We start from the raw sequence: 25,941 nt of genomic DNA, 5'->3' as shown, positions 1-25,941 counted from the left end.
TACGCGGCACGCCGACCCAGGCGCACCGGAGCGGCGTCTCGCGGGAGCGGTCAGGACTCGCGAGCGTGCGCGTCGAGGAACTCGTAGACCTCGGCGTCGTCGATGCCGGGGAAGGTCCCCGACGGCAGCGGCGCGAGCACGTGCGCGTGCAGGCGCGCGCTCGGCCAGGCGTTGCCGTCCCAGCGCGCGGCGAGCTCCGACGGGGCGCGTCGGCAGCAGGACTCGTCGGGGCAGCGGGAGAGCTCGCGGCGGTCGGTGTCGCGGCCTCGGAAGAAGCGGGCCTCGGCGAACGGGACGCCCACGGTGATCGAGAACTCCTCGGTGGCGGTCGTGCCGGTCTGCGACGCCGACCAGAAGGTGCCCGCCGGAGTGTCGACGTACTGGTAGTACTCCGTCGTCCGGTTGGTCCGGGTGAACGCGGAGCGCGCCGACCAGTAGCGGCAGACGACCTGGCCCTCGACGGCCCCGGTGACGTCGGTCGGCAGCGGCAGCCCGTCGTTCTCGTAGGCCTTCTGGATCGAGCCGTCTCCCAGCACCCGCAGGAAGTGCATCCGGATGTCGAGGTGCGAGGTGAGCAGGTTCGTGAAGCGCAGGGCGGCGGCCTCGTGGGTGACGCCGAAGCCGTCGCGGAAGTCCTCCACCGAGATGTCCCGCTCGCGCTTCGCCTCCTGGAGGAACGCGACCGCCGGCTCCAGCGGCATCAGGCACGCGGCGGCGAAGTAGTTGATCTCGAGGCGCTGGCGGAGGAAGTCGGCGTAGGTCACCGGCCGCTCGTGCCCGAGGAGGCGGTGCGCCATCGCCTGCAGCGCCAGCGCCCGCAGGCCGTGCCCCCCGGGGATCGAGGCGGGCGGGAGGTAGATCCTGCCGTTCGCGAGGTCGATCACCGAGCGGGCGGAGTGCGGCAGGTCGCCGACGTGGATGATCTCGAAGCCGAGGTGCCGGGCCATCTTCGAGACGGAGCTGTGGGTCAGTGCTCCTCCGCGGTGCCCGACGGTCCGGAGCATCTCGCCCGCCACCTCCTCGATCTCGGGCAGGTAGGAGCTGCGCTCGCGCAGCTGGAGCCGCTGGGCGGTGTTGGCCCGGCGCGCCTCCTCCGGTGTGGCACTCGCCTCGCTCCGGCGACGGGCGAGCTCGCGGTAGACGCCGAGGAACGCCTCCAGCACGGGCGTGCTCAGCCCCTTGTTGACCTTGAACTCGGGCAGGCCGAGCGAGCGGTACAGCGACCCCTTCTGCACGCGCGCCAGCTCGATCTCGAGCGCGGCCCGCTCGCTCGGCGGCTCGTCCGAGAGCAGCGCCGCCAGCTCGACGCCGAGCGCGGCCGCGAGGCGCTGCAGGAGGGAGAGGCGCGGCTCGCGGCGCCCCGTCTCGATCAGCGAGAGCTGGCTCCCCGACACGTCGACGCGCTCGGCGAGCTGCCCGAGGGTCAGTCCGCGCCGGGTGCGGAAGTGGCGCAGGCGCTGCCCGAGCAGCACGGCGTCGGAGCCCGGGGCGGGCGTCGAGGGATCGGTCACGGCGAGCTCCAGCGATCGGTTGTGACGGAAGCGCAAAAAGGTGGTTTCTTGACCGCCTGAGCGCCGGGAATACCTCCCGATCCTCCTCCATCCTGGCTTCAGGCGCCACTGAGCGCCCCTCCCGGCCCGGCCGGCCTCTTCCCGGCTGCGGCCGGCGACTCCCCACCCCCGTCGACGACGACCACCGAAAGCGGAGCCAGCATGAGCATCTACAGCAACACCGTCCGACTCGAGCCGAGCACCATGACCGCGCCGACGTCCGTCCCCGCGCCCGTCGTGCCGCCGGCGCCCCTCGCCCTCCGCCGCTGGGTGCGCGAGACCGCCGCGATCCTCAAGCCCGACGCGATCGAGTGGAGCGACGGCTCCCCCGCGGAGTGGTACCGCCTGACCGAGCGGCTCGTCGCCTCCGGCACGCTCCTCCCGCTCAATCCGGAGTGGCGGCCCGGCTCGTTCCTGGCCCGCACCGACCCGGACGACGTCGCCCGGGTCGAGGACCGCACCTTCATCTGCACGACCGACGAGGCCGACGCGGGACCGACCAACAACTGGCGCGAGCCCGCCGCGATGAGGGCCGAGCTCGCTCCCCTCCTCGACGGAGCGATGCGCGGACGGACGATGTACGTCGTCCCGTTCTCGATGGGGCCCGTCGGTGGTCCGCTCTCGCAGCTGGGCGTCCAGGTCACCGACTCGGCCTACGCGGTGCTGAACCTGCGGATCATGGCGCGCGTGGGCTCCGAGCCGCTCGCCGCCTTCACCGAGGAGACCCCGTTCGTCCGCGGCGTGCACACCGTGGGGCTGCCCCTCCGCGACGCGGACGGCGTCACCCGCGAGGACGTCGCCTGGCCGTGCAGCCCCGTGAAGTACATCACCCAGTTCCCGGAGACGCGCGAGATCGTCTCGTACGGCTCCGGCTACGGCGGCAACGCCCTGCTGGCGAAGAAGTGCTTCGCCCTGCGGATCGCCTCGGCGATGGGGCGCGAGGAGGGCTGGCTCGCCGAGCACATGCTGCTGATCCGCATCGTCTCGCCTGAGGGACGGCGCTACCACGTCGCCGCCGCCTTCCCGAGCGCGTGCGGCAAGACCAACCTCGCGATGATGCAGCCCGCGATCCCCGGCTGGCGGGTCGAGACGCTGGGCGACGACATCACCTGGATGCGCCGCGGGGAGGACGGACGCCTCTGGGCGATGAACCCCGAGACGGGCTTCTTCGGCGTCGCTCCCGGCACCGGGGAGAGCTCGAACCCGAACGCCGTGCAGACGCTCTGGGGCAACACGATCTTCACCAACGTCGCGCTCCGCGAGGACGGCGACGTGTGGTGGGAGGGCCTGACCGACGAGGTCCCGGAGCGGCTGACCGACTGGCGCGGGCAGCCGTGGACGCCGGCGTCCGGCACGCCCGCCGCGCACCCCAACTCCCGCTTCACCGCGCCGGCCGCGCAGTGCCCGTCGCTCTCCGCCGACTGGGACGCCCACGAGGGCGTGCCGCTGGACGCGATCGTCTTCGGTGGCCGACGGGCGAGCAACGTCCCGCTGGTCACGCAGGCCACCTCGTGGCAGCACGGCGTCTTCCTGGGTGCGACCGTCGCCTCCGAGAAGACCGCGGCCGCGGAGGGCACGGTCGGGGAGCTGCGCCGCGATCCGTTCGCGATGCTCCCCTTCTGCGGCTACAACATGGCCGACTACTTCGCGCACTGGCTCGCGATCGGCGCTGAGCTCGGCGATGCGGCGCCGGCGGTCTTCCAGGTCAACTGGTTCCGGAAGGACACGGACGGCGAGTTCCTCTGGCCGGGCTTCGGCGAGAACGCACGGGTGCTGCAGTGGCTCGTCCGCCGCCTGGAGGGGCTGGCGGAGGCGCGGCGGAGCCCCCTCGGCGACCTGCCGGTCGCGATCGACACGCACGGGCTCCGGCTCTCCGCGGCCCAGAAGGAGGAGCTGTTCTCCGTCCCTGTCGAGGCGTGGCTGGAGGAGTGCGCGCTCACGGAGGAGTTCTTCACGCGGTTCGGCGACCGGCTGCCGCCCGAGCTGACCGCCGAGCTCCAGGCCCTGCGGCTCCGGCTCCTCGCCGAGAAGCTGCCACTGGCGGCCTGATCCCCCTGACCGAGCCGGCTCCTGCCGGACACCCCTGTGGCCCGCGGGCGGATCATCCCCCTTTCCTCGCACCCCCGCGGGTCCACTCCCCCCTTCCGCTCCCACGTCGACGGGCACCATGACCGACCGCATCACGCTCCGCTTCCTCGCCGCCCCGCAGGACGCCACCGCCGACGGCCGCAGCGCCCAGGCCGGCCGCGTCCTCGAGTGGATCGACAAGGCCGGCTACGCCTGCGCCGTGGGCTGGAGCGGCGGCTACTGCGTGACGGCGTACGTCGGCAACGTCCACTTCACCCGGCCCATCTCGGTCGGCAACCTGATCGAGGCGACCGCCCGCGTCATCCACACCGGGCGCACGAGCATGCACGTGCTGGTGCAGGTCGCGCAGGCGGATCCGCGGACCGGCCTCTACGAGGACGCCACGCACTGCCTCCTCGTGTTCGTGGCCGTCGACGACGAGAAGAGGCCGCGGTCGGTCCTGGAGTGGCGGCCCCGCTCGATCGAGGACCTGTCCCTCGCCGAGGGCGCCGCCGCGCGCATCGAGGGCCGCCGACGGCTGCACGACGTGATGCGCGCCCAGGAGTACACCGAGGAGGGCACCGGTCCGCGGATCGTGTTCCGCTTCCTCGCGGCGCCGGGCGACGTCAACTGGGGCGGCAACGCCCACGGCGGGATCGTGATGCGCTGGATCGACGAGGCGGCCGACGCGGTCGCACAGCGCTGGACCGGCCGCGACGCGGTGGCCGTCTACTCCGGCGGGATCCACTTCTACCGTCCGGTGCGCATCGGGCACCTCGTCGAGGTGGAGGCGCGCCTCATCCACACGAGCGCCCGGAGCATGCACCTGGCGGTGCACGTGCGCTCCGGGGACCCGCGGACCGGCGAGCTGGAGCTGACCACGCAGTGCCGGAGCGTCTTCGTGGTGCGGGGCTCCGACGGGGCGGCCGAGCCGGTCCCGCCTCTCGAGCCGCGGACCGAGGAGGACCGGCGTCTGGACGCCCATGCGCGCGAGCTGATCCTCCTGCGCGCGGCGCTACCGCCGCTCCCGCTCGCGGGGACGGCCGGCGCTAGGGTCGGAGCGTGAAGCTGCCGATCCTCGTCCTCAACGGCCCGAACCTGAACCTGCTCGGCACCCGCGAGCCCGAGCTCTACGGCTCGGACACCCTCGCCGACGCCGAGGCGCTGGCGGCGGAGGCGGCCGAGCGGCACGGCTTCACGGTCGAGACCTTCCAGAGCAGCTCGGAGGGCGCGATCGTCGACCGGCTGCACGCGGCTCGCGGCTCCGTCTCGGGAGTGGTGCTCAACGCCGGGGCGTTCACGCACACGTCGATCGCGATCCGCGACGCCGTCCTCGCGACCGAGCTGCCGATGGTCGAGGTCCACGTGAGCAACGTGCACCGGCGCGAGCCGTTCCGGCAGCACTCCTACCTCTCGGACGTCGCGATCGCCGTGATCGTCGGCGCGGGGATCGCCGGCTACGGCTACGCGGTGGACGTGCTCGCGCGGGCGGCGGAGAAGCGATGAGCGGCCTCGGACGCTCCTTCGGCAGCGCGGTCGACGCCTACGACCGCGGGCGGCCCGGCTACCCCGACGACGCCGTCGACTGGATCGTGGGGCACGCCCCCGCGCGGGTGGCGGGCGCCTTCATCCCGGAGCGGGCCCGCGCGGCGGGAGCCGACGCCTCCGATCGGCTGCGCGCCGTGGACCTCGGCGCGGGAACGGGCAAGTTCACCGCGTCGCTCGCGTCCCGCGGCCTCGACGTGACCGCGGTCGAGCCCGACGCGGAGATGCTCGCGCGGCTCGCCTCGAATCTGCCGGGGGTCCGCCCCGAGGAGGGGACGGCCGAGGCGATCCCCGCCGCGGACGCCTCCGCGGAGCTCGTCACCGCCGCGCAGTCGTGGCACTGGGTCGACGCCGAGCGCGCGGGAGCCGAAGTCGCCCGCGTCCTGGTGCCGGAGGGCGTGCTCGCGCTGGTGTGGAACATCCGCGACGAGTCGGTCCCCTGGGTGCGCCGGCTCGGCGAGGTCGCCGGGGCCTCCACCGCCGAGCGCTTCGAGACGCTCCGGCCGCCGCTCGGCTCCGCTCTCGAGCGGGTGGCGTTCGCGGCCTTCGAGTGGTCCTTCGAGCTGGACCGAGCCGGGGTGCGGGACATGTTCGCGTCCCGCAGCTCCGTCATCGCGATGCCCGACGAGGAGCGCGCCGCGGTCCTCGCGGCGGTCGACGCCGTGGTGGACGAGGAGTCGGGCGGGAGCGGGACCGTCGCGATGCCGTACTCGACGCGCGTGACGATCGCGCGCCGCTCCTCCTCCGCCTGACTCCGCGCCGCGCGCCGCGGACCGCCCCGCCCGCCGACTACCCTCGGAGGGCGCCGCACCGGCGCGAGCACCGAGAGCACGAGGAGAGACGCACGTGAGCATCATCGCCGCCGCAGACGGGTCCGCACTGGGCAACCCCGGCCCCGCCGGCTGGGCCTGGTACGTCGACGACGAGCGCTGGGCCGCGGGCGGCTGGTCGCACGGCACGAACAACATCGGCGAGCTCACCGCGGTGCTCGAGCTGCTGCGCGCGACCGCGCAGGAGGAGGAGCCGCTGCACATCCTCTGCGACAGCCAGTACGCCATCAAGGCCTGCACCGAGTGGCTGCCGGGCTGGAAGCGGAAGGGCTGGCGCAAGGCCGACGGCAAGCCGGTGATGAACGTCGAGATCATCAAGGCGCTCGACGAGGAGCTGCAGGGCCGGGCGGTCACCTTCGAGTGGGTGAAGGGGCACGCCAACCACCGGATGAACGAAGCCGCCGACGTCCGCGCCCGGAGCGCCGCGACCGCCTACCAGCGCCGGCAGCCCGTCGACGCCGGACCCGGATGGCCGACGGCCGCCGCCGCGCCTGCCGCGGCCGCTGCGCCCCCCGTCGAGGACTCCGCCACCCTCTTCTAGCCGCGTTCCCCCTGGGGCAGCCGCAGCAGCCCCGTCGCCACCAGCTCGCGCACCCGCGGCAGCACCGAGTCGGACACCGCCTCCTCCTCGACCTGGAGGAGCGAGGCGACCGCCGCCGCGATCGCCGCCACCGTGAGCTCGCCGTCGCAGGCGCCGACCACGGCGGCGAGCGCCGTGTCGACCTCCTCGACCCGGGCGAAGCCGCCGCCCTGGCGCAGCCGCAGCACCGTCGGATCGTCGTTGCCCGGCCAGTAGTGCCGCTCCTCCGTGACGTCTCCGGCGACGACCAGGGCGAGACCCGCCAGAGCGCGATCGTCGATCGACGCGAGGGCCTCGGCCGCGTCGAGGCAGGCGGCGAGGTGGCCGCCCAGGCCCGCGGTCGCGACCGGCGTGGTGATCCGCTCGAGGCGGCGGATCGGCGGGCGGGGCTGCTCGGGCAGGCGGAGGGTGACGTAGCCGAAGCCGACGCCGGTCACCCCGCGCCGCTCGAAGTCGGTCAGCCAGGCGTCGACCAGCGCGTCGAACGCGGGGCCGCGAGTCGTGCCGCCGTCCCGGATCCAGGTCTCGGCGTAGACCGCCGGATCCTGACGCTCGCGCTCCACGACCCAGACGTCCAGCGGAGAGGCGGTCCCGCCCATCCAGGCGTCGAGCCCCTCGGGCCCCGCCTCGAGCGCCTGCTCCAGCGGGCTGCGGGCGTCGGCGAGCCAGTCCGCGATCCGGTCGAAGGCGTCTGCGCCCTCCCGGTACTCCCAGTTCCCCAGGAGCTGGGCGACACCGCCGGGCACCAGGTGCTCGGCTGCTCCGAGGATCACGCGGCGCACGATCTCGTCGCCCTCCAGCCCGCCGTCGCGGTACTCGTAGGAGGGGACGCCCTCGGCTCGCGGCGTGATGACGAACGGCGGGTTCGTGACGATGTGGTCGAAGCGCTCCCCCGCGACCGGCTCGTAGAGGCTGCCGAGGCGGAACTCGATGTTCTCGATCCCGTTGAGGGCCGCGGTGAAGGAGGCGAGCGCGAGCGCGCGCTCGGAGATGTCGGTGGCGACCACCTGCTCGGCGTGGCGGGAGGCGTGCAGCGCCTGGATCCCGCAGCCGGTCCCCAGGTCGAGCACGCGGCCGACGGGCCGCTGGATCATCAGGCCGGTCAGCGTGAGGCTCGCGCCGCCGACGCCGAGCACGTGGTCCTCGTCGAGCGCGCGGCCGAGGGCGAGCTCCCCGAGGTCGGAGGCGATCCACCAGGAGGCCGCGCCGCGCTGGTCGACCACGTCGTAGGGGCGCAGGTCGAGGGCCGCGGTGACGACGGCTCCGGCCTCGACGCGCACCAGGCCGAGCTCCACCGCCCCCTCCAGCGCGAGAGCGCCGAACGCCTCGTCCGCGTCGTCGGCCGAGACGGGATCGGCCAGGAGGAACAGGCGGGCGAGGGTGGCCAGCGCGTCGTGGTCGCCGCTGCGCTCGAGGGCGCGGCGGGCGGGGACCCGGTCGCCGCGGTGCAGCGCCTCGGCCGCTTCGTCGCCCCAGAGCCCCCGCACGGCGTCCACGCCGTAGCGGGCGCGGATCAGATCGTCGCGCAGGAGGGCGATGCGGGCTCGGTCGAACGGGTCTGCGGAGAACACCGCTCCATCCTCCTGCACGCGGGTCGGCCACCGGGGCCGCCGCGGCCGTACGATCGGAGGCATGCCGCTGACCGGAGAGTACGAACCCAGCACGTCCGAGTGGGCCCGCGAGCAGGCGGAGCTCTACGAGCGGACCGGCGGAGCCGAGGGGAACCTCCTCCGCGGCCGCCCCATCATCGTCCTGACCACCGTCGGCTCGAAGAGCGGGAAGCTCCGCAAGACCGCGCTGATGCGCGTCGAGCACGAGGGCGAGTACGTGGTCGTCGCGTCCAAGGGCGGCGCGCCCGAGCACCCCGTCTGGTACGGCAACATGCTCAAGGAGCCGCACGTCGAGCTGCAGGACGGGCCCGTGAAGAAGGACTACGCCGCGAGCGTGCTCGAGGGCGATCTGCGCGCGGCCTGGTGGGAGCGCGCGGTCGCCGCGTGGCCGGACTACGCCGAGTACCAGACGAAGACCGAGCGGCAGATCCCGCTCGTGCTGCTGACGCCCTGGTCCTGATCCGCACGGCGGGGCTCGGCGCTCTCCGCCCTCTGACAGGGGTACTTGAAGCGAACGATCCTAACGAAGGCCGCACCGATCGCTTGTAGAAGGCAGTTTCCAGACTCGCTCCCGAGCAAGTCGAAGAAGTCTCCGATTTTCAAGCATAGCCCCAGGCCTTCTTCTCTTATATAGTCTCTCGTAGCCGACATGGTCGGTCAGGCTTGGCGCCGAGCTTTCACGCGGAATCGCGATTGAGGCCGCGAGCACCAAAGCTCGCGGCTGTGGGAACGTACTTTCTCCTCGGCCCAGCCGCCCCCTCTTTTTTGGAGAATCGTTGCTTCGGATTAGCGAGAAACAACTCCGCGACGAATGTTTGAAGCTTATTCAGAAGCACGAGCGCTACATGCGCGAGCTTCGGAACGAAGACGTTCGACGCAAACGGCGGGTCACCTCGCCTCACGTCGGAGAGATCCGTAGGCCGACGTACTGGAGCATCAACGGGTTCAATCCCTACCATGTTCGCTCAAAGGCTCGTTCCATCGTGCGCGCAGTGAATTTGGCTCTCAGGTCGGGAAATTATTCCCCTAGGGCTCCACTTGCTCATGAAGTGAAGAAGGCGAGCGGTGGATCTAGAACAGTTTCGATTTTCCAGATCGTCGATTCGGTAATTTCTCGTGAAATCTTTAAATCACTCTCCTCCAAAAATCGCGCACTGATGAGCGCACGGTCTTATGCGTACCGTGATGACCTATCTACGCACGATGCTATTCAGTACATTTCTAGCGAGTTTCGGACGGCGGAACGCTTATTCATCGCCGAGTATGACTTCTCGAGCTACTTCGACTCAATCTCACACGATCATCTTTGGAATGTTCTTGAGGAGCAAGAGTTCCTCATGACTAAGCTCGAACGCGAAGTGATTCGAGCGTTCCTCGACGTGGCCGCCGAAGAAGAAGCGTCCTACGGGAAGCACCCGAGGCGCTCGCGTGGTCAATTTGGTGTCCCGCAGGGGACATCACTTTCGCTTTTTCTCGCAAACGTTGCGGCATGGCACATGGACAGATCGCTCGAAAAATTGGGCGTAGGCTTTGTGCGATATGCCGACGATACGCTCATTTGGTCTCAGGACTACGGACAAATTAATGCTGCTGTCAACGTGCTGAAACGCGAAAGCCTCCGGATCGGCGCCTCCATGAACGCTAAGAAGTCCGAAGGCGTGAGGCTGTTCGCAGAGCCCGGCCAGCGTTCGGAAATTCGAAGCACAGACACCGTTAGCTTTGTGGGGTATAGGTTCACTCGGAACGGTGTTGGCCTTAACCGAGCCGTTGAAGTCCGCATCAAGCGAAGGCTTGAGTATCTCGTTTGGTCCAACCTTCTGCAGGCGCTACAACAAGGGACCTTCTCCAAAGGAAGGGTTGCTCCACCAATTGACAGGGATTATATCGTCCTGCTTGGACAAATTAGAAGGTACTTGTATGGACACTACTCAGAAACGAAGGTTCGCGAACTTGAAAGGGGAGCAGCTAAACGAGTAAGGTTCCCGGGCATTCTTTCTTACTTCCCTCTCGCAAGCGATCAAACTCAGCTGGCTGCTCTCGACGGCTGGTTGGCAAGCACGATCTTACAGGCCATGAAGAAAAGGGCGGATCTGCTCAAGTCTACAGGCGTCTCCTCGTTGCCGCACCCACACGGATTGTCAAAGCAAGACCTTATTGGTGCAACCGGGAGCCGAACGGACGGTACACTTGTCGATCTTCGCATTCCGTCCATTTCGCGCTTCGTGTCGATTTTACGACGTGCTGCCAATGCTTTCGGAGCCAACGCAGTCGGCAGAGGAACCGGAGCCGAGCAGTACCAATACGCGCTAAGTGACATGAACTATTAGTAAGTTCGCCGCTTTAGTAAAAGAAGATTTGCCAGCTTGCCGCCACGAATATTTTCTGCGAACGAGAAGGAAAAGCGCGCTCATCTATCACCGTCCGCGCTGCGACTCTCTGTAGCGTCGTCCTCCGGCTAGACCCGCGCCGCGATGAGGTCGAGCACCTTCGGGCTCGAGAGCAGCGCGAAGTGGCCGACCACCGAGACCGCGATGTTCTCGCGCGCCCCGGCGAGGCGGCTCCCTCCGGGGATGTACTGGTCGCGCATCCCGTAGATCGACGTGATGCGCGCGTCGGCCTCGCGCTCAGCCAGCAGGGTTCGGATCAGCGGGCGGTGGGGCGCGAACTCCCGGAGCGCCCGCGCCGGGGCGATCCGTGCGAGCGACGAGCCGTTGAACGGGGTCGAGACGGCGATCATGCGCTCGATCCGCCCGTCCTCGCGGTCGTCGACGACCATCATGTGCTTGCCGATCAGGCCGCCCTTGCTGTGCGCGACGACGACGACTCCGCGCAGATCGTGCTCGCGCAGGTAGTCCTGGCCGAGTCCGGCCGACGCGACGATCGGCCGCGTGTTGTAGCCGAGCGCGGGCAGCACGTGGATCGGATGGCCCGCCGCGTGCAACCTCTCGGCGATGGGCCGGAGGAACTGCCACGTCTCGTAGATCCCGGGGATGAGCAGCACCGGAGCGCCGTCGCCGGACGCGTACCGCGACACGTCCCAGCCCTCCCGCAGGTGCACGAAGCGCGAGCCGTAGGCGTAGCGGTAGTCGCGGAGGTACGCGCGCCGCAGCGAGGTCGAGCGGCGCGGGCGGGCGGAGTCACGCGCCGGCATGGGCCCGCTCCAGCTCCGCGATGTCGAGGCGGCTCATCGCGAGCATCGCCTGCAGAGCGCGCGCGGACGCCTCGGGGTCGGCGCCTCCGAGCAGACGCGGGAGGACCTCCGGCACGATCTGCCAGGACAGCCCCCAGCGGTCGCGGAGCCAGCCGCACCGGCTCTCCTCGCCGCCGTCCGCGATCAGGGCGTCCCACAGCCGGTCGAGCTCGGACTGGTCGCCGACGGTCACGACGATCGAGACGGCCTCGGTGAACGGGAACCGCGGCCCGGCGTTGATCGCCTGGAACCGCTGCCCGTCGAGCTCGAACGTCACCGACAGCACCTCGCCGGGCGACGGGGAGCCCTCCGGCAGCACCTGGCTTCCGGTGATCCGCGAGTTCGGCACCAGCTCCGTGTAGAAGCGCGCCGCCTCCCCTGCGCCGTCGTCGAACCAGAGGAAGGTGCTGACCGCGCCCATCGGAGTCTCCGTCCTGCGCGGGAGGGTCTCCGCGGCTCCCTCAGTGTGCCGCGGAGGCGCGCTCCCCGCGACGGATCACAGCGGGTTGACGCCGAACGCCGTGGCCAGCTTGTCGATCTTCTTTGCGCGGCCCAGCCGGGGCAGGTCGCTGCCGTCGCGGATGACGCGGCCGCGGGCCTCGAAGTCGTCGAGGAAGTCGCGGGCCCAGGCGACGTCGGACGGCGTCGGGCTGATGACCTCGTTGATCACGGCGAGCTGCTCGGTGTCGAGGCAGAGCTTCCCGGTGAGGCCGAGCGAGACCGTGAGCGCGGACTGCTCGCGCAGCACGGGGTGGCTGTTCGAGACGGTCGGGCCGTCGATCGGGCCGGGCAGGTCGCCGATGCGCGAGGCGACGACCAGGCGCGAGCGCGGGTAGGCCATCGCGAGGTCGTCGGCGCTGGTGCCCGTGTCGCGGCGGTAGTCGCCACTGCCGAACGCGAGGCGGAAGGTGCCGCGGGCGCGGGCGATCGAGACCGCCTCCTCGATGCCGAGGGCGGACTCGACCAGGGCGAGCACCGGGGTGGAGCCGCCGAGGCGATCGAAGGTCTCGGTGACGTGCTCAGCGGCCTCGGTCTTGGCGAGCATGACGCCGGCGAGGCCGGGCAGGCCCTTCAGCGCGTCGACGTCGTCGGACCAGAACGGGGTGGAGTGGTCGTTGATGCGGACCCAGGCGCGCTTCTCGCCGGTCAGCCACTCCGCGACGTCGGTCCGCGCGTCGGGCTTCGCCTTGGGGTCGACCGCGTCCTCGATGTCGAGGACGATCTGGTCGGCGCGGGACGCGTGCGCGGCGTCGAACGTCTCGGTGCGGGTGGCGTTCACCAGCAGCCAGGAGCGCGCGATCTCGGGGGCGACGTCGCGCCCCTTCCGCTTCGCGATGGCGGTGGTGGTGGTCTCGGGCAACGTCACGTTCGGGTCCTCTCGGTGGCGCGGTCCTCGCTCCGCGGACGCCACCGCTCTGCGACGGCGCCGGGGACAAGGGTAGCGGCTCCCCGTCGGCGGGGCTCCGGGCACTCCGGCGTCTCTCCACTCCGGGGCTGCGACGCCCCGAGCGCTCCGGATCAGCGGCCCTCCGGGCGCTCCCACAGCGTCAGCACCGTCGTCGGCACCCGGATCCGCTCGCGCGCGACGAACCCCGCCTCAGCGAGCACCGTGTCCGCCTCGCCCTCCGGCAGCGCCTGCCAGACCCGGTCCTCCCCGGCGAGCGCGGCGAGCAGGGCCTCGCCCTCCAGGAGCACGTCGGAGTACGTCCCCGTCGTCCCGTACGGAGCGGCGAGGGCGACGTCGTCCACGCCCGCGAACGCCTCCGGGTAGGCGGCGAGCGCCAGCCGGGGCCGGAGCGAGACCGTCCCGGAGGAGCTGAGGAGGACGGCGTCGCCCGGACGGGCCCGCTCCTCGACGGCGGCCGCCAGACCGCGGAGATCCTGCCCGGCCGGCTTCCCGGTGACCGTGCGCATCTGCACCAGGACCGGCAGGGCGGCCACCGCGATCAGGGCGAGGAGGGCGACGCCCGTCCGGGCCCTGAACGAGTCGAGCGCGAGGCCGAGGAGGACCGCGAGAGCGGGCGTGCTCGACGCGAGGTAGCGCGGAGTGAACATCGGCTCGACGAGGAGGGTCCCGAGCACCAGCACCGCCGTCGGCAGCACGATCCAGAGGACGAGGGCCGGCAGGAGCGGCCCGCGCAGGCCGCCCCGCACCGCGGCGACCGCGAGGAGCGCGACGGCGCTCCCGGCCAGCCACCACGCGGATCCGAAGAACGGCTCGACCAGGACGGTGAACGCGGTCACGGGCTGCAAGCGGAGCCAGCCGACCTGGCCGCTCTGCCCTGCGGCGAGGAGCAGCACCGGCACGGCGCCCAGTGCCGAGAGGGCGCTCGCCGGGAGAGCCCGCACGGCACCCCGGGGCGCCGCGGCCGCGGCGAGAGCGACGAGAGCCGGCAGCACCAGCACGGAGTAGAGGAACACGGCGTTCGCCAGACCTGCGACGGCCGCGAACGCGGTCCAGCGCAGGGCGCCTCCGGAGCGGGCCGCCCGCACGACGAGGACCGCCGCTCCCACCACGAGCGCGGTGGCCAGAGCGGAGGATCGCGCCTCGGTCCCCGAGAACGAGGACCGCGGGAGCAGCACGAGCACCGCGGCGGCGAGGAGTGCCGCCCGGGGCCGGTCGAACGAGCGCAGCAGGACGACGACGCCCGCCGCCGCCGCTCCCGTGGCGAGAGCGGACGGCGCGCGCACCGCGAGCTCCGACTCACCGGCGATCGCGATCCAGCCGTGCATCAGCAGGCCGTAGACCAGGTGCACCGCGTCCTTCTCCTGCACGAAGGCGAGGAGCTCCCCCACCGGGAGCCGTGCCAGGCGGAGGGTCGCGGCCTCGTCGTTCCAGTAGGAGGGGATCCAGGAGCCGACGAGGGTCAGCGCGGTGGCGAGGGCGAGGACCGCGCTTGCGGGCAGGGTCCGGAGCGCGCGCATCCCGCCAGCGTAGAGGCCGGGCTCAGCGCGCCGAGCGCTCGGCGAGACCCTTCGCGTACGCGGCCTGGCCGACGTGCTGCGTGTCGTCGTCGATCACCGAGACCAGCCGCACCCCGAGGGTCACCGGCGGATCCCACTGCTCGTCGACGACGCGCGCGAGGTCCTCGTCGCCGAGCGTGTCGAGGAGGGCGAGCGTCTGCCGGTGCACGGCGTCGGCGTACTCCGCGAGCAGCGCGGCCGGCACCGCGGCGAGCGCCGCCACCTCGGCCGGCTCCTGCCCGTAGCCGGTCTCGTCGGGCCCGAAGGGCAGGCCGGACCGGCCGTGGAAGCCGTCGGCCGTCCACACCTGCGCGTGGCCTGCGAGCGGGGCGAGGTGGTCGTCCTGCACCCGGACGAGATGCCAGACGAGCCAGGCGGGCGAGTTCGAGCGGGCGTCCGCGCGGAACGCGAGCTGATCGGGGGTGCTGTCGTCGAGGACGGCGTGCACGTTCTCGTGCACCCGGCCGAAGGCGTCGCGGAGGAGGTCGATGGCTGCGCTCATGCCGCCAGCCTGCCGCTCCCGCGCCCGGTGCGGCACCCCCTCCGCGCGCCTCGGAGGAAGTGCGGAGGCGGGTGCCCGATACTCGGCCCGTGACCTCCGGATCCTCGAACCTGGCGACGAAGCCGTGGCTGACCTCCTACGCGGAGGGCGTGCCCGCCGAGATCGACCCTCCCACCCAGACCCTCGTCGACCTGCTCGAGGACTCGGTCGCGCGGTACCGCCGCGGCACCGCCCTCGAGTTCTTCGGCGCCGAGACCAGCTACGCCGAGCTCGGCGAGCAGGTCGCGCGCGCGGCGGAGGGCCTGCGGCGCCTGGGCGTGCGCGCCGGCGACCGCGTCGCGCTGGTGCTCCCGAACTGCACGGAGCACGTGGTGGCGTTCTACGCCGCTCTCCGCCTCGGAGCGATCGTGGTCGAGCACAACCCGCTCTACACGCCGCGCGAGCTGCGGCGGCAGTTCGAGGACCACGGCGCCCGGTTCGCGGTCGTCTGGGACAAGATCGCCGACGTCGTCGCGACCATGCCCGCCGACCTGGGCATCGAGCGCGTCGTCTCCGTCGACCTCACCCGCTCCTTCCCGCTCGGCAAGCGCCTGGCGCTGCGGCTCCCCCTGCCGTCGGTGCGCCGGTCACGCGAGAAGCTCACCGCGACCCCCCGCAGCCGCTCCCTGGTGCCCTTCGCGTCGCTGCTGAAGAACCGCCGCATCGCGCGCTCGCACCCCCGCCCGGTCCTCGGCGACACGGCCCTGCTGCAGTACACGAGCGGCACCACCGGGACGCCCAAGGGCGCGATCCTCTCGCACGCGAACCTCCGCGCGAACGCCCTGCAGGGCCGCGCCTGGGTGCCGGGCCTGCGCGAGGGCGACGAGACGTTCTACGCGGTGCTCCCCCTGTTCCACGCCTACGGGCTGACGCTGTGCCTGACCTTCGCGATCAGCATCGGCGCGAAGGTCGTGCTGTTCCCGACCTTCGACGTCGGCCTCGTGAAGGCGGCCGCGAAGTCGTCGCCGCCCACCTTCCTCCCCGCGGTGCCGCCCGTGTACGACGCGCTGGCCCGCGCCTCCGAGCGCCACGAGCTCGACCTGCGCGGCATCCGCTTCGCGATCTCGGGAGCGATGAGCCTGCCGGTCGCGACGGTCGACCGCTGGGAGCGCGCGAGCCGGGGACTCCTGGTCGAGGGCTACGGCATGACCGAGAGCTCGCCGGTCGCCCTCGGGAACCCGGTCGGCCCGACCCGCCGGCCCGGCACCGTGGGCGTGCCGTTCCCCAGCACGACGATCCGCCTCGTCGACCCCGCCGATCCGTCGGTCGACCGCGGCCCGGGCGAGTCCGGCGAGCTCCTGCTCCGGGGGCCGCAGGTGTTCCAGGGGTACTGGAAGCGGCCGGAGGAGACGGCCGAGGCCCTCCTCCCCGGCGGCTGGCTGCGCACGGGCGACATCGCGACCGTCTCGGCCGACGGCTTCGTGACGATCGTCGACCGGGCCAAGGAGCTCATCATCACCGGCGGCTTCAACGTCTCCCCCTCCGAGGTCGAGGGAGTGCTGGAGTCGCACCCGGACGTGACGCGCGCGGCCGTCGTCGGACTCCCCCGCGAGGACGGCGGCGAGAGCGTCGCGGCGGCCGTGGTCCTGCGGGCCGGGACGGCCGTGGATCCGGAGGCGCTGCGCGACTTCTGCCGGCTGCACCTGACGCCCTACAAGGTGCCCAGGCGGATCGTCCCGGTGGACGAGCTGCCGACCTCGCTGATCGGCAAGGTGCTGCGCCGCCAGGTGCGCGAGAGTCTGCTGGACTGAGGCGACCGGAGCGGGCGGTGGCCCGCGAGGAGGAGGACGACATGGCGAGGATCGTGCAGTACGAGCGGATCGGCGGGCCCGAGGTGCTCGAGACCGTCGAGGCGCCGGAGCCCGAGGCGGGGCCCGGCACCGTGGTGGTCGCCGTCCGCGCGGCCGGCGTGAACCCGATCGAGTGGAAGGTGCGCTCCGGCCTGCGCCCGAGCCCGCCGTTCGACGGTCCGCGGAGGCTCGGGTCGGACGGCTCCGGCGTGGTCTCCGCCGTCGGTCCGGGCGTGACCGGTTGGAGCGTCGGAGACCGGGTGATCGTCAGCGGCGCCACCGGCACCTACGCGACCGCCGTCGCGGTCTCCCCCGACTCCCTCGATCCGCTCCCCGACGGACTCGGCTTCGAGGAGGCGGCCGCGCTCGGCATCCCGGTCTCCACCGCCTACCAGGCGGTGGTCTCTCTCGGCGTCGCGGAGGGATCGACGTTCGTGGTCCACGCGGGCGCCGGCGCGGTAGGACGGGCGGCGATCCAGTTCGCCGTCGACCGCGGAGCCCGGGTGATCGCCACGGCGAGCCCGGCGAACCACGAGGCGCTGCGCGCGCTCGGAGCGGTGCCGGTCGCCTACGGGCCCGGGCTGCTCGAGCGGCTGCGCGCCGCAGCGCCCGAAGGCGTCGACCGCGTGCTCGACGCGGCCGGGACGGACGAGGCGCTCGCCGCCTCGCTCGCGCTGGTGGCGGATCCGCAGCACGTCGGAACGGTGGTCGCCGGCCCTCGTGCGGCAGAGCTGGGCATCCGGGCGTGGAGCGGCGGCAGTCCCGTGCCGCTGACCGAAAAGGAGCAGCGCCTCCGCCGCGAGGGCGTGCCGCTCGCCGCCCGGCTGGCGAGCGAGGGGCGCTTCGCGGTCGCGACCGGTCCGCGCCTCCCGCTCGAGCAGGCCGCCGAGGCGCATCGGCTCAGCGAGGACGGCCACGTCCGCGGGAAGATCCTGCTCGTTCCCTGACCCGGGCCGGCATCCGGCATCCGTCTCCCCACCGCTTCCCCCGCGCTCACCGTCGAGAAGGAGTCCCCGTGTCCACTGACGACACCACCCCCGTGATCCTGGGGGGCGCCCGCACCCCGTTCGCCCGCTTCTCCGGAGCCTTCGCGCCGCTCTCGGGCGTCGAGCTCGGCGCCGCTGCCATCCGAGGGGCTCTCGAGCGCTCGGGCGCCTCCGCGGCCGACGTCGACGCGGTCGTGCTCGGCCAGGTGATCCAGGCCGGAGCCGGTCAGGGCCCCGCCCGGCAGGCCGCGGTCCTCGCGGGCCTGGGCTGGGACGTCCCGGCGGTCACGATCAACAAGCTCTGCCTGTCGGGTCTCACCGCGGTGATCGACGCGGCGCGGATGATCCGGCTCGGCGAGGCGCAGGTGGTCGTCGCCGGAGGGCAGGAGTCGATGACCAACGCGCCGCACCTCCTGCTCGGATCCCGCTCGGGCCTGGGTGTCGGTCCGCGTCCGCTCGAGGACGCACTCCTCCACGACGGCCTGCTCGATCCGTTCGACCGCCGCCTGATGGGGAGGGTGACCGACGACGGCAACGCCGCACGGGGCATCCGCCGCGAGCGCCAGGACGCCTTCGCCGCGCTCTCGCACCAGCGGGCCGCCGCGGCACGGTCCACCGGCGTGCTCGCCGAGGAGATCGTGCCGGTCGCGGTTCCGCAGCGGCGCGGACCGGACCTCGTCGTGTCCGCCGACGACGGGATCCGGGAGGACAGCACAGTCGAGACGCTCGCCCGGCTGGCCCCCGCGTTCTCGCCCGAGGGCACGATCACGGCGGGCAGCTCGTCCCCGATCACGGACGGCGCCGCCGCGCTGGTCGTCGTGTCCCGCGGCTGGGCCCGCGAGCGCGGACTGCCCTGGCTCGCGACCGTCGCCGAGCACGGGCAGGTCGCCGGACCGGACAACTCCCTGCATTCACAGCCGTCGGCGGCGATCCTCCGGGCGCTCGGCCGCCGCGGTGCAGCGGTGTCCGACCTGGACCTGATCGAGATCAACGAGGCGTTCGCCTCCGTCGTCCTCCAGTCGGCGGACGATCTCGGCGTCGAGCCCGAGGCGGTCAACCCCGACGGCGGGGCGATCGCGCTCGGCCACCCTGTGGGCGCCTCCGGAGCACGGCTGGCCCTGCACCTGGCGCTGGCCCTCCGTCGCCGGGGCGGCGGGCTCGGCGTCGCCGCGCTCTGCGGCGGAGGCGGCCAGGGCGAGGCGCTGATCCTCGAGGACTGACCGGCGGTCCGCCCCCAGGAGCGCGTCGGCGCCTCCGGCTACGCTCGCGGGATGAGCATCCTGAGCGCCGACGGCCTCGCCTTCGTCACCGAGCGCCACCTGGCCACCCTCTCCACCCCCGGCCGCCAGGGCCGCCTGCACGTGGTCGCCGTGGGCTTCACCTACGAGGACGGCGTCGTCCGCGTCATCACCTCCCGCGAGAGCCAGAAGGTGCTCAACGTCCGGCGGGGCGGCACCGCGACGGTCGGGCAGGTCGACGGCATCCGGTGGCTGAGCCTGGGCGGTCCGGCCACGATCGAGGAGGAGCCGGACGCCGTGCAGCACGCCGTCGAGCTCTACTCCCAGCGCTACCGCACCCCGCGCCCGAACCCCCTCCGCGTCGCGATCCGCATCGACGTCGACTTCGCCCTCGCCTCCTCCGGCCTGCGCGCGGAGTAGCCGGGTGGCCCGCGGCGACGCGCTGGGCGGGGGCGGCGCCGTCTCCTCCCTCCGCACCTACCGCTACGTCCGCCTCTCCCTGGTGGCGGCCGTGGTGCTCCTCACGGCCGGCCTCGTCCACCAGCTCGTCGTCGGAGGCCCGCTGCGCTCGATCAGCGCCTCGTACTACACCCCGGTCCGCTCCCTCTTCACCGGGGCGCTCTTCGCGGTCGGCGTCGCGCTGGTCGTCCTCGCCGGGAGGAGCGTGCGGCGCTTCCTCCTGCTGCTGGCGGGCATGACGGCGCCGGTCATCGCGATCGTGCCGGTGCCCCTCGCCTCGGAGGAGCTGCAGCGCCTCCAGGGAGCGGTGTGCCCGGCGGGAGGGGCGTCGTGCCTTCCCGCGACGGCCGCGGGTGAGGTCGCCGCCTCCCTGCCCGCCTACCTGGTCACGGCCGCGGCCGTCCTCGTCGCCTCCGTGATCCTGCTCGCCCTCGACCGGGTCCTCGACCGCTGGGCGCTCGTCCGCACCGCGATCGCCGCCGCCCTCCTGATCGCTCTGGCGGCCTGGAGCACGCTCCCGTCGTTCCTGCGGCTCGGCCACTACGCCGCCGCCGGCGTCTTCTTCCTCCTCATCGCCGTCACCGCGGGTCTGCACGCCGTCGCGGTGCGCGAGGAGGGAGCGAGCGGGCCGGGGACGCCGCGCTTCTACTCCCGCTGCTACGCCGTTCTCGCGGTGCTGATCGCCGCGGTCGATGCGGCGCTGGTGCTCCTGCTTCTCACGGGGCGGGGAGCGGAACTTCTCGGCGAGCAGTGGCTCCTGCTCGGCGAGGCCGTCGCGCTCGCCCTCTTCGGGATCTTCTGGGTGCTGCAGACCGTCGAGAACTGGGATCGTCCCGACGTGCTGCTCGTCGCGCGGGGCTGAGGGGGCCGGTGACGGACGGCCCCCTCAGCCGCTCAGCGCTTGAGGGTGATCGAAGAGCTCCGCCCGAGGTTCCCTGCGGCGTCGTAGGCGTGCGCGACGATCGCGTACCGCCCGGCCGGGTAGGAGGAGGCCGAGACGGTCAGGCGCCACGTGCCGTCCGACGCCCTCGTCGCGTCGCCCAGCCGCGTGGCTCCGCTCCAGAAGCTCAGCTTCGTCGTGCCGACGTCGTCCTTGGCGGTGGCGACCAGGGTGACAGAGCCGCGCACCGTCGATCCGCTCGTCGGCGCGGTGATGACGGTCTTCGGAGCCGTCGTGTCGCGCGACGGCGCGGGCGAGCCCGTGGGTGCCGGAGCAGGAGCCGCGGTGGGCGCCGACGTGGGAGTCGGGGTCGGGGTCGGAGCCGGTTCGTCGCCGAGGCCCCAGGCCGTCCACAGCTCCTCCGCGATCATCGCCTGGCCGGCGACGTTCGGGTGGAAGTAGTCGACGTCCGTCGAGAGCTGGTCGAGCGAGATCGGAGCCGCCGTGAGGGCGCCGCCGTCCCAGACGCAGTCGTTCGCGGCGGATGCGCAGGCCGATTCGAGTGCCTCGTTGAAGGCGGCCTCCCGGTCCTCCGCCGCCGCGAGCGAGGCAGTGTAGGCCGAGCCGGTCAGCGGGGCTCCGGTCGTGGCGTCGACTCCGCGCTGGGTCCGGCAGACCCCGCCCCAGGCCCAGATCGCGGCGCCCGGCGTCGGCTTCACGGCCTCCCACTCCGACTCGATGTCCGGGACCGAGCCGACGAGCACCGTCGCCTCCGGCCACTCCTCGCCGATCGAGCGCAGGATCCGGGTCGCCGACGCGGCGAAGGAGGCCGCGGGCGTCATCGCGTAGCCGTCGCGGGAGTCGGGCGAGAGGCTCAGCGAGCAGAGGTCGTTGCCGCCGATCAGCAGCGTAACCACGTCCGGCTCCTCCCCGGCCGCGACCGCGGCGTCGATCCGCGACTCGACTCCGCTGATGACCGCGCCCGACTTCGCGTAGTTCACCGCGCGGACCGCCGTCCGCGGATCCGCCGCCGCCATCCGGTTCGCGATCGAGTCGACCGCGGGCGCCGATCCCGTCGCCCAGGAGTTCTCGACGCAGTCGCGGTTCACCCCGCAGGTCGTGGCCGCGCGCGTGATCGAGTCGCCGAGCGCGAGCAGCGTCTGCGTCCCGGACGCCTGCGCCGGCGGTGCCGCCAGGAGCCCCGCCAGGAGCGCGATCGCCCCCGCGCCGACCCCTGCCGCTCTCCGCCGTGCCCTGTGTGCTGTGGTCCCCATGTCGTCCCGTCCCCTGGTCGTCCATCGTTCGAGTGCCTCGCGTGCTGCGAGAGCACGAGGGGCGAGCGTACGTCGCCGCGGCTCCCCCGACGGACCGGAGGAGGGCGGCTCCCGTCAGGCGCGGCCCGGATGGGGGACACGGAGGACGCACGGAGGCGAGCGGCCCACAGCTTCGGGCGCCCGATCGTCAGGACCTGCACGACCGGCCCGCGCGCTCTCCCGCCCGGAGAGCACGTGGACCGACGGCTCCTCCTCGATACTCTGAAGCGATGATCGGCCGTCGCCGCGGAGGGAAGAGGGATCAGCATGGACTACTCGAACGAGGACGATCTCAAGCAGAGGATCGGTATCGACTCTTGGAGGAATCTGTCGAAAGAGAAGTTCATAGCGTTCGCATCCGAGCTGCCGAACATGAGCGAGGAGCTCGCCCTGAAGGTCGTCGAGCAGTTCCCGGATTTCAAGAATCTCGTCCTCGACTCGTTCAGTGAAGTGCGAGATCAGGCGAGTTCAGCCGTTCGAGCCAACTGGAAGAGTCAGAAGAAGGTTCACAGGGCCTTCGCCGAGTACCGCGCCGTCCTGAACCGCGAGCTGGATCGTGACACCCTGAGCGCGGCGGACCGCTACTCGGTCCTTCGGCTGTTCAAAGAAGCGATCGACGACGAAGCACTCAAGGATTCGGAGCACAAGGCGTTCGTGCTCCGGGCACTGGGCATCGTCGCGATGGTCGCAGTCGCCGGAGTCTCGACGGGAGTCGCCGTCCTCGGCGGTCGAGCCAGGATCGGCGGAGACGCCTAGTACCGAAGCCGATCCAACGGACCACTCCTCCGCCGACGAGCGCGTCGAGGCCGCGAGGCGGTCGACCCGCCGAACAGGCGAGGTTCCCGATCCGGCCGCCGGCACAAAGCAGAAGGCCCGCTTTCTCGAGCGGGCCTTCCGTAGTGGTGGACCTGTCCGGAGCCGACTCGAAAAGATGGCGACCCCTGTTAAACGCAGTTGCTGCGGCCCAGCGACCGGCTCGTCCTGAGATTGAGCGGGCCTTCGATCCGAAAACAACTGTCAAGGTACGTCAGCGGCAGGTTCGGTTGGACGAGGCCAACGTTGCTGCAGTCGTAGCCGGGTACGAGGCCGGCGCCACGGTTTACGAGTTGGCGGGCCGCTTCGGCTGCGAGCGCAGAACGGTCAGCGACCACCTGCGACGAGCCAACGTTGTGATGCGACGAACACCCCCATCGAACGAGATCGTCGCCGAGATGGTCCGACTCTACGAGTCAGGACTCTCACTGCAACGCGTCGGCGAGCGAGTGAATGCCGATGCAGCGACGGTGCGCAAGTACATTGGGCTCGCGGGAGTTCGAATCCGCTCCCCACATGAACACACAAAGCCCATGCGATCCCCAAGGCCCGACGCCTACGGCAAGTAGATCAATCAGACAACCAAACCACTCGAGGATAAACGCGAATCATACGCACTTTTCCGAGCGAGACGCATATATGGCGACTGGGATAGAACGATCCTGCCTGAACCAACGGTGGTCGCACAGCGTATGCAGAGTGAGCACTTTCAGGCCCCACTAGCCAAATAGCCGCGACAGAAGCCGCGGCTGGGAATAGCCTTCAGTAGTCGCAGTGGCAATCGCTAAGCGACATTCACGAAGCCGAGAAAGGGCATGCGCAGAGGCCGCTCTTCGCTGGTTAGGGGATCGACAAGTACGTGGGAGCCGTCTGCTGCCGTGAGCGACTACGCGATCTCAATGCGATCCGACTGGGCAAGATTGCCCGCGGCAACGAGCAGCTGCGCGAGAACGAATGTTTGGCACGCCGACGCCGCTGTCTCGTTGAGAGTCGGCGGATACTCGCGACCTCGAAAAAGCTGTCGTTCGTGACCTTAGCCCAGGTAGTTCGCATGGTCCCAGTCGAGATCCGGCGCGAATTCGAGGTAGACGAGCGTCGCAGTGAGCACCAAGTAACTCAACGCCTCAAGGCCAAGCTGGTGCCAACTCCCACGCCATCCCTCCATCGCCGAGACCCGCATCGCGCTGCGCCACAGTCCGCCGATACTGCTCAAATCCAAACCACGGAGGAACACGAGGACACTCACATCATCATCGACGGCCGCGCTGATGATGCCGGACAAGGCTTGGGCCTCCTCTTCATCGAACGCAGTACGGTCCTCCGCGGAGTCGAGGAAGACGTAGACCTCACCAAACGCCTGTTCGGGCGCAGGCTCATCGCGAACCTCATCGGGGCTGTACCGGTACCCGTACTCCGCAAACGCCGGTGACTGCCATAACAAGGTCTGCGCGAGGGCACCGCGGATGACCGTTAGCTCGCCCACCCGATCCCGCGAAACCTCGCGGAAGTCATGCGCCTCCAGGATCCGCGTGACCATCTCGCCCCACGCCTGGGCCGACGGGCGCGCGAGCACCGATCTGAGCGGGTCAATCCGGTGCCCGAGCGGGCGGCCCCGGAATGCGGGGCCGTCGATACGCATGCTGCGGTGGTCCACTTGCGCCGCGACTCGGTCGAGATCCATGAACGCAGTAGTCGGTACGTGCACAGCAACATCGCCGGTGCGGTCGCGCATGGACGCGTAGAACGTCTGCTGCCACTCTCGTTCGACCAGCTCGCGGACATCGATGCCGATGAAGATGTCGACCGACTCGACGTACACGACCAGGTAGACCGGCTCCGGCGCGGCGAACCAGAACTTTAGGTGCTCGACTCCCACAGCGACTGCGATACGTTCGGTGCTGTTGAACGCATCCGCTGACATCGTCGATGCGTGGACGCCTTTGAGCTGGAACCAGACGCGACTGGCCAGCGCACGCCAATATTGCCGCTCATCGCCGCCCTTCGTGGTCTTCACGCCACGCGCGAACAAGTGAAGGCCGGTGTCGATACCGGCACGGTCGCGATACCCGACAATCACGCAGCTTTGGCTCAGCAGCGCCTCGAACTTCGGCATGTACCGGTTCTCAAGCTCGTCGTGCTCTCCCATCCCCACCATGCCACTGAGTTTAACAGCGTTGCCCAAGTACTTCTCGTTGAACGTTGGTCTGCGCGTTGAAGCACGCGGCCAAAGCAGCCCTCGCCTCGCTGCTAACGAAGTCGATGTCAATGCGTCGTCATTGCGGTCGACTTTTCCCTCGAAGGCCGTCGAGGATCAGAGCGAGCATGCGCGACGAACAGTCCGCCGACGTCGATGGCCTCACGACCTAAGCCGCCATGGATCCGAACCACCGGCTTGGAGCAGCTTCCGCCCACTCATCAAGGCGAATGGACGGGAACCCGAAGTACCCCAGCATCGTCAGCGCGGACTTGTAGGCGGTGATGCAGCCCAGCCGAACCTGGAAGTTGATGACCCTCGGGGTCGCCGGATAAGTCGTAGACGTGACGCCAGCGACATCCGATGCAGTGGCCTGGAAGGCGAGCGAGATCACCGATGGATGCGAGTTGTCGGAGAGCACGTCATACAGCGCTGTCCCATTGGTCAGGTTGAGCTCAAGGAAGAGACTGACTGCCCTCCCGAGGGGCAGCATCGTCTCCCCACCAATCCGCCACTCGTCGATCTGCTGAGGATTCTCCATCGGCGTGTAGACGTCATCGAACAGTGCGCCGATGCGCGTGAGGAGCGCGTCTCGCTTGTCTTTGAACTGCTTCGCTCGCGGTTTGTCCCATTTGCCGGCCGTGAAACGCTGCCGTTGGAGTGCAGCCAGGTGCTCGAGCGTCCCGCGCGCGACCCTGAGGGTGCCCGCCTCCTCGCCGGGGAGCGGTTCCAACAGCCATGCGACCCGGCCGGCGTACTCGAGCTCCGACCGCACGAGGGGCCACAGCCCGAGAGGGACCATCGGGTCCGCGCGCAGCAGCGTTACCACCGACTGCAGTTGGAGGAAGATCGCGTTGACCATCTGGCCGGCCATCTGCCCGTGCGCGTACTCGAGGTTCGGCGGCATGCCCTGCGGGAACGCCCTTCGGATAGAGAGCACGTCCAGCGCCGCCGCCGAGCCCGCCGCAGCCCCCTGTGCAGAGAGCGCAGCATCTTGATGCCACGCGGCGATAAGCGCCTCGCAGACATCGGCGAGCTCAGCCGGACCCAGGTCGCCGTCATCACTAGCCGTGGCCCGGTTGTATACGGTCATGAGCCCCATTATTCCCGCGCTACGCGGCGCGTGTAAGTTCCCGGCTCATCCCTCGCTTGCGAACGGACCTGACTCGCATCGCGCTGGCACTCCCGACGCTAGCGAACCCGCATCCTCCACTCGCGTCAGAGATTCCATGTGGTACTCGCGCGGAAGGGTGCCCGTGCACCTCGGTTCTTGGCCTGCCAGTGCACACAGGTTTCAGTCCGGGCAGCCGAAGATGCGCGGGCCGCGGCGTCCTCGCACTAAGCGTCATATCCTTATTCGTCGGCGCCAATGGCGTCGCAGCCTGGCAGGC

General features: G+C 70.9%; 23 protein-coding genes. 13 read left to right on the top strand and 10 right to left on the bottom strand.

Features of this window, described 5'->3' with window-relative positions:
* Window positions 1–50: 50 nt before the first annotated feature.
* The gene (locus tag C5C37_RS06935; RefSeq protein ID WP_104223199.1) at window positions 51–1,511 is read right to left on the bottom strand and encodes a helix-turn-helix domain-containing protein; all 1,461 of its coding nucleotides are present in this window, start codon (window positions 1,509–1,511) and stop codon (window positions 51–53) included.
* A gap of 243 nt (window positions 1,512–1,754) precedes the next feature.
* Here C5C37_RS06935 and C5C37_RS06930 point away from each other — a divergent pair, with 243 nt between their 5' ends.
* The 5 genes from C5C37_RS06930 to C5C37_RS06910 all read left to right on the top strand — a co-directional run bounded on the left by C5C37_RS06930 (window position 1,755) and on the right by C5C37_RS06910 (window position 6,533).
* Complete coding sequence (locus C5C37_RS06930; RefSeq protein WP_104333129.1) at window positions 1,755–3,599, top strand: phosphoenolpyruvate carboxykinase (GTP); 1,845 nt, start codon at window positions 1,755–1,757, stop codon at window positions 3,597–3,599.
* 118 nt (window positions 3,600–3,717) lie between these two features.
* Window positions 3,718–4,683 (top strand): acyl-CoA thioesterase, encoded by a 966-nt coding sequence (locus tag C5C37_RS06925; RefSeq protein ID WP_104338704.1) that lies wholly within the window; start codon window positions 3,718–3,720, stop codon window positions 4,681–4,683.
* A complete protein-coding gene (aroQ, locus tag C5C37_RS06920; protein ID WP_104223201.1) occupies window positions 4,680–5,123 on the top strand; it encodes a type II 3-dehydroquinate dehydratase in 444 nt (147 codons plus the stop codon). Before C5C37_RS06925 ends, aroQ begins: the two co-directional genes overlap by 4 nt.
* Complete coding sequence (locus tag C5C37_RS06915; RefSeq protein WP_104223202.1) at window positions 5,120–5,914, top strand: class I SAM-dependent methyltransferase; 795 nt, start codon at window positions 5,120–5,122, stop codon at window positions 5,912–5,914. Before aroQ ends, C5C37_RS06915 begins: the two co-directional genes overlap by 4 nt.
* Window positions 5,915–6,008: 94 nt before the next feature.
* Complete coding sequence (locus tag C5C37_RS06910) at window positions 6,009–6,533, top strand: ribonuclease H (protein ID WP_104223203.1); 525 nt, start codon at window positions 6,009–6,011, stop codon at window positions 6,531–6,533.
* On the opposite strand, the gene C5C37_RS06905 is transcribed toward C5C37_RS06910, so the two are convergent.
* Window positions 6,530–8,206, bottom strand: a complete 1,677-nt coding sequence (locus C5C37_RS06905) for a methyltransferase (RefSeq protein ID WP_104338703.1) — start codon at window positions 8,204–8,206, stop codon at window positions 6,530–6,532. The two genes, C5C37_RS06910 and C5C37_RS06905, sit on opposite strands and share 4 nt — an antisense overlap.
* Here C5C37_RS06905 and C5C37_RS06900 point away from each other — a divergent pair.
* Together C5C37_RS06900 and C5C37_RS06895 are read left to right on the top strand one after the other, a co-directional pair.
* On the top strand, window positions 8,205–8,642 hold the full coding sequence (locus C5C37_RS06900) for a nitroreductase family deazaflavin-dependent oxidoreductase (RefSeq protein ID WP_104223205.1): 438 nt from the start codon (window positions 8,205–8,207) through the stop codon (window positions 8,640–8,642). The two genes, C5C37_RS06905 and C5C37_RS06900, sit on opposite strands and share 2 nt — an antisense overlap.
* A 589-nt stretch (window positions 8,643–9,231) precedes the next feature.
* The gene (locus C5C37_RS06895; protein WP_181127384.1) at window positions 9,232–10,509 is read left to right on the top strand and encodes a reverse transcriptase domain-containing protein; all 1,278 of its coding nucleotides are present in this window, start codon (window positions 9,232–9,234) and stop codon (window positions 10,507–10,509) included.
* Between the two features lie 128 nt (window positions 10,510–10,637).
* On the opposite strand, the gene C5C37_RS06890 is transcribed toward C5C37_RS06895, so the two are convergent.
* The 5 genes from C5C37_RS06890 to C5C37_RS06870 all read right to left on the bottom strand — a co-directional run bounded on the left by C5C37_RS06890 (window position 10,638) and on the right by C5C37_RS06870 (window position 14,838).
* Window positions 10,638–11,333: a triacylglycerol lipase gene (locus tag C5C37_RS06890; protein WP_104223206.1), complete on the bottom strand. Its 696-nt coding sequence runs from the start codon at window positions 11,331–11,333 to the stop codon at window positions 10,638–10,640.
* Entirely contained in the window at window positions 11,320–11,793 is a 474-nt protein-coding gene (locus C5C37_RS06885; protein WP_104263191.1) for a VOC family protein, read from the bottom strand. Before C5C37_RS06885 ends, C5C37_RS06890 begins: the two co-directional genes overlap by 14 nt.
* Window positions 11,794–11,868: 75 nt before the next feature.
* The gene (locus C5C37_RS06880) at window positions 11,869–12,732 is read right to left on the bottom strand and encodes a CoA ester lyase (protein ID WP_208543400.1); all 864 of its coding nucleotides are present in this window, start codon (window positions 12,730–12,732) and stop codon (window positions 11,869–11,871) included.
* A 158-nt stretch (window positions 12,733–12,890) separates the two neighbouring features.
* Window positions 12,891–14,297, bottom strand: coding sequence for a glycosyltransferase family 39 protein (locus C5C37_RS06875; protein WP_104338701.1), 1,407 nt, complete (start codon window positions 14,295–14,297; stop codon window positions 12,891–12,893).
* 22 nt (window positions 14,298–14,319) lie between these two features.
* Window positions 14,320–14,838 carry a DinB family protein gene (locus C5C37_RS06870; RefSeq protein WP_104333117.1) on the bottom strand — a complete coding sequence of 173 codons (519 nt, stop codon included), beginning with the start codon at window positions 14,836–14,838 and terminating at the stop codon, window positions 14,320–14,322.
* Between the two features lie 89 nt (window positions 14,839–14,927).
* On the opposite strand from C5C37_RS06870, the gene C5C37_RS06865 reads away from it, so the two are divergent.
* The 5 genes from C5C37_RS06865 to C5C37_RS06845 all read left to right on the top strand — a co-directional run bounded on the left by C5C37_RS06865 (window position 14,928) and on the right by C5C37_RS06845 (window position 20,212).
* On the top strand, window positions 14,928–16,628 hold the full coding sequence (locus C5C37_RS06865; RefSeq protein WP_104338700.1) for a long-chain-fatty-acid--CoA ligase: 1,701 nt from the start codon (window positions 14,928–14,930) through the stop codon (window positions 16,626–16,628).
* A 41-nt stretch (window positions 16,629–16,669) separates the two neighbouring features.
* On the top strand, window positions 16,670–17,614 hold the full coding sequence (locus C5C37_RS06860; RefSeq protein WP_104288991.1) for an NADP-dependent oxidoreductase: 945 nt from the start codon (window positions 16,670–16,672) through the stop codon (window positions 17,612–17,614).
* A gap of 68 nt (window positions 17,615–17,682) precedes the next feature.
* Window positions 17,683–18,873, top strand: a complete 1,191-nt coding sequence (locus tag C5C37_RS06855) for an acetyl-CoA C-acyltransferase (protein ID WP_104338699.1) — start codon at window positions 17,683–17,685, stop codon at window positions 18,871–18,873.
* Between the two features lie 51 nt (window positions 18,874–18,924).
* Window positions 18,925–19,311 (top strand): pyridoxamine 5'-phosphate oxidase family protein, encoded by a 387-nt coding sequence (locus tag C5C37_RS06850; RefSeq protein ID WP_104223212.1) that lies wholly within the window; start codon window positions 18,925–18,927, stop codon window positions 19,309–19,311.
* A 4-nt stretch (window positions 19,312–19,315) separates the two neighbouring features.
* Window positions 19,316–20,212, top strand: coding sequence for a hypothetical protein (locus C5C37_RS06845; protein ID WP_104315159.1), 897 nt, complete (start codon window positions 19,316–19,318; stop codon window positions 20,210–20,212).
* Window positions 20,213–20,244: 32 nt separating this feature from the next.
* On the opposite strand, the gene C5C37_RS06840 is transcribed toward C5C37_RS06845, so the two are convergent.
* The gene (locus tag C5C37_RS06840; protein ID WP_104297209.1) at window positions 20,245–21,504 is read right to left on the bottom strand and encodes a GDSL-type esterase/lipase family protein; all 1,260 of its coding nucleotides are present in this window, start codon (window positions 21,502–21,504) and stop codon (window positions 20,245–20,247) included.
* 306 nt (window positions 21,505–21,810) lie between these two features.
* Here C5C37_RS06840 and C5C37_RS06835 point away from each other — a divergent pair, with 306 nt between their 5' ends.
* Window positions 21,811–22,299: a hypothetical protein gene (locus C5C37_RS06835; protein ID WP_104226443.1), complete on the top strand. Its 489-nt coding sequence runs from the start codon at window positions 21,811–21,813 to the stop codon at window positions 22,297–22,299.
* A 1,090-nt stretch (window positions 22,300–23,389) separates the two neighbouring features.
* On the opposite strand, the gene C5C37_RS06830 is transcribed toward C5C37_RS06835, so the two are convergent.
* Both C5C37_RS06830 and C5C37_RS06825 read right to left on the bottom strand, forming a co-directional pair.
* The gene (locus C5C37_RS06830) at window positions 23,390–24,511 is read right to left on the bottom strand and encodes a DUF4365 domain-containing protein (RefSeq protein ID WP_104338698.1); all 1,122 of its coding nucleotides are present in this window, start codon (window positions 24,509–24,511) and stop codon (window positions 23,390–23,392) included.
* Between the two features lie 208 nt (window positions 24,512–24,719).
* Window positions 24,720–25,643 (bottom strand): hypothetical protein, encoded by a 924-nt coding sequence (locus tag C5C37_RS06825; protein ID WP_146085196.1) that lies wholly within the window; start codon window positions 25,641–25,643, stop codon window positions 24,720–24,722.
* Window positions 25,644–25,941 lie beyond the last annotated feature (298 nt).

It is taken from the genome of Rathayibacter sp. AY1F9 (assembly GCF_002932155.1).
Taxonomy (GTDB): domain Bacteria; phylum Actinomycetota; class Actinomycetes; order Actinomycetales; family Microbacteriaceae; genus Rathayibacter.
This window is presented reverse-complemented; position numbering and strand designations above follow the sequence as displayed.

Bases quoted from the DNA above. Each gene is read 5' to 3' on its own strand.
- C5C37_RS06930 (WP_104333129.1), top strand. From the start codon at position 1,755: ATGACCGCGCCGACGTCCGTCCCCGCGCCCGTCGTGCCGCCGGCGCCC.
- C5C37_RS06925 (WP_104338704.1), top strand. From the start codon at position 3,718: ATGACCGACCGCATCACGCTCCGCTTCCTCGCCGCCCCGCAGGACGCC.
- C5C37_RS06915 (WP_104223202.1), top strand. From the start codon at position 5,120: ATGAGCGGCCTCGGACGCTCCTTCGGCAGCGCGGTCGACGCCTACGAC.
- C5C37_RS06900 (WP_104223205.1), top strand. From the start codon at position 8,205: ATGCCGCTGACCGGAGAGTACGAACCCAGCACGTCCGAGTGGGCCCGC.
- C5C37_RS06905 (WP_104338703.1), bottom strand. From the start codon at position 8,206: ATGCCTCCGATCGTACGGCCGCGGCGGCCCCGGTGGCCGACCCGCGTG.
- C5C37_RS06890 (WP_104223206.1), bottom strand. From the start codon at position 11,333: ATGCCGGCGCGTGACTCCGCCCGCCCGCGCCGCTCGACCTCGCTGCGG.
- C5C37_RS06885 (WP_104263191.1), bottom strand. From the start codon at position 11,793: ATGGGCGCGGTCAGCACCTTCCTCTGGTTCGACGACGGCGCAGGGGAG.
- C5C37_RS06875 (WP_104338701.1), bottom strand. From the start codon at position 14,297: ATGCGCGCGCTCCGGACCCTGCCCGCAAGCGCGGTCCTCGCCCTCGCC.
- C5C37_RS06870 (WP_104333117.1), bottom strand. From the start codon at position 14,838: ATGAGCGCAGCCATCGACCTCCTCCGCGACGCCTTCGGCCGGGTGCAC.
- C5C37_RS06860 (WP_104288991.1), top strand. From the start codon at position 16,670: ATGGCGAGGATCGTGCAGTACGAGCGGATCGGCGGGCCCGAGGTGCTC.
- C5C37_RS06850 (WP_104223212.1), top strand. From the start codon at position 18,925: ATGAGCATCCTGAGCGCCGACGGCCTCGCCTTCGTCACCGAGCGCCAC.
- C5C37_RS06840 (WP_104297209.1), bottom strand. From the start codon at position 21,504: ATGGGGACCACAGCACACAGGGCACGGCGGAGAGCGGCAGGGGTCGGC.
- C5C37_RS06835 (WP_104226443.1), top strand. From the start codon at position 21,811: ATGGACTACTCGAACGAGGACGATCTCAAGCAGAGGATCGGTATCGAC.
- C5C37_RS06830 (WP_104338698.1), bottom strand. From the start codon at position 24,511: ATGGTGGGGATGGGAGAGCACGACGAGCTTGAGAACCGGTACATGCCG.
- C5C37_RS06825 (WP_146085196.1), bottom strand. From the start codon at position 25,643: ATGACCGTATACAACCGGGCCACGGCTAGTGATGACGGCGACCTGGGT.